Origin of the sequence: Collinsella sp. AF36-3AT, from assembly GCF_003475205.1 — a bacterium.
Taxonomy (GTDB): Bacteria; Actinomycetota; Coriobacteriia; order Coriobacteriales; family Coriobacteriaceae; genus Collinsella; species Collinsella aerofaciens_AF.
On sequence record NZ_QROZ01000020.1, the window covers coordinates 1 to 2,110 of the forward strand.

Here is a 2,110-nt window from a genome sequence, read left to right on the forward strand (position 1 = left end):
CGCTTCGAGCCGCGCGCCGAGGAGCTCGCCAAGAAGTACGCGCTGGCCGACTACACCATGTTCATCGGCTCGGGCGCCCTGTGGGGCGAGACGATCCTGTTCTCGATGTGCATCCTGGAGGAGATGCAGTGGAAGCGCACCCGCTACATCACCTCGGCCGACTTCTTCCACGGCACCCTCGAGCTCGTGGAGCCCGGCGTCCCGGTCTTCCTGTTCATGGGCGAGGACGAGAACCGCAGGCTCGACGAGCGCGTCCGCGCCTTCCTGACCCGCGGCGTGACCGGCGACACCGACATCAACGTCATCGACACCGCCGAGTTCGCGATCCCCGGCCTTGACGACGAGTTCCGCGTCATCGTCTCCCCGTGGATCCTGACGGTGCTCGTGACCGACCGCCTGGCCCGCTACTACGAGACGGTCACCAAGCACAACCTCAAGTACCGCCGCTACTACCACCAGTTCGACTACTAAAGAAGACGGGTGCGGGAACGTGCCGGGCTATTGAGAGGAACACAGAATGAGACAGTACATCATCGCCAGCCATGCGCACTTCGCTACCGGCATCAAGGAGAGCGTCGAGCTGCTCTCGGGCGCGCGCGACAACGTCCACGATCTTTCGATGTTCGTCGATGACCGCATGGACGTGGCCGAGGAGGCCCAAAAACTGCTGGCGGGCATGTCTGCCGACGACGATGTCGTTGTCTGCACCGACCTCTTTGGCGGCAGCGTCAACAACGAGTTCACCAAGATCGTCCAGACACGTCCCCGCACGTACCTCGTTACCAACATGAACCTTCCTCTGCTCATCCAGCTGCTGTTCTCTGAAGAGTCGGCGCCGGTTGAGGAGACGATTCGCACCATCGTCGCTGCGGACGATACGCGCGTGAAGTTTGTCAACGACCTGCTGGTCGATGACGACGAGGAGGAAGAGTTCTAATCCGCAGCACCTATTGACATGCCGTAAGACGGCGCAAGACCTTTGGGGGGTCACATTATGATTCAGCTACTTCGCGTTGACCATCGCCTGCTTCATGGCCAGGTCGCAGTTTCCTGGGTTCAGGGCCTTGGCTCCAACTGCATTTTCTGCGTGGGCGATAAGGTCGCCAACGACCCGGTGTGGAAGACGACACTCAAGATGGGCAAGCCTGCCGGCTGCAAGCTCGTCATTAAAGATATGGAGCATGCCATCGAAGCTATCAATTCGGGCGTGACTGACAAGTACAAGATGATCATCTGCGTCGCCACCATCGCTGAGGCAAAGCAGCTTGTTGAGGGCTGCCCGCAGATCAAGTCGGTCAACCTGGGCAACACCAAGCCGAAGGATGAGAAGCGCCCCGATGCTCGTCAGGTCTCTCGTCAGATCTTCCTGACCGCGGCCGAGGAAGCCGATGTGCGCGAGATGATGGATCGTGGCGTTGAGGTCGAGATCCGTCCTCTGGCCGATGACCCCAAGGTCGACTGCGCAAGCGTGCTCTAGGCGTTTGAATTCGAAGAGTCTGAGCTCTTCGTAGTGTCCTATATGGAAAGGGGGATGTATGCTTACCCAAGCAATCCTCATCGGACTTATCGCCGCATTTGGTAAGTTCGACTACCAGCTCGGTACGCTCTACGCGTTCCGTCCCATCGTCCTGTGCCCGCTCGTGGGCCTGGTCCTGGGGGACCTGCAGTCTGGTCTCGCGATCGGTGCGAGCCTGGAGCTGCTGTTCATGGGCTCGATCTCCATCGGCGCCTACGTGCCGCCTGATGAGACGATCGGCGGCGTGCTCGCCTGCGCCTTCGCTATCCAGCTGGGCCAGAGCACCGAGGCAGCCATCGCGCTCGCCATGCCCATCGCCACGCTGTGCCTTGCCATGAAGAACATCCTGAACGCGGCCCTGCCGATCCTGGTCGACCGCGCCGACGTCTTCTCCGGCCAGGGCAACCTTAAGGGCGTCTATGCGATGCACTTCCTGATCGGTTCCACCGGTTGCATCATGGCGTTCCTGCTGTGCTCGCTGTCGTTCTATCTGGGTGCTGACGCTATCCAGGGTATGCTCGACTTTATCCCCGACTTTGTCCTTGCTGGCTTTGGCGTTGCCGCCAACATCCTGCCGGCCATGGGCTTCGCCAT

4 protein-coding genes are annotated in these 2,110 nt (G+C 60.5%); all 4 read left to right on the forward strand.

All coding sequences use genetic code 11. The features are described 5' to 3' along the window. Positions 1–471: SIS domain-containing protein (locus DW003_RS09775; RefSeq protein WP_370448121.1), on the forward strand; the 471-nt coding region annotated here is incomplete at its 5' end. A 46-nt stretch (positions 472–517) separates the two neighbouring features. Beyond that, on the forward strand, positions 518–937 hold the full coding sequence (locus DW003_RS09780; protein WP_117801060.1) for a PTS sugar transporter subunit IIA: 420 nt from the start codon (positions 518–520) through the stop codon (positions 935–937). Between the two features lie 57 nt (positions 938–994). Beyond that, positions 995–1,477, forward strand: a complete 483-nt coding sequence (locus tag DW003_RS09785) for a PTS sugar transporter subunit IIB (RefSeq protein ID WP_117801063.1) — start codon at positions 995–997, stop codon at positions 1,475–1,477. Between the two features lie 58 nt (positions 1,478–1,535). After that, positions 1,536–2,110, forward strand: a 575-nt coding sequence (locus DW003_RS09790; RefSeq protein WP_147352202.1) for a PTS sugar transporter subunit IIC, incomplete at its 3' end; no start/stop codon positions are given.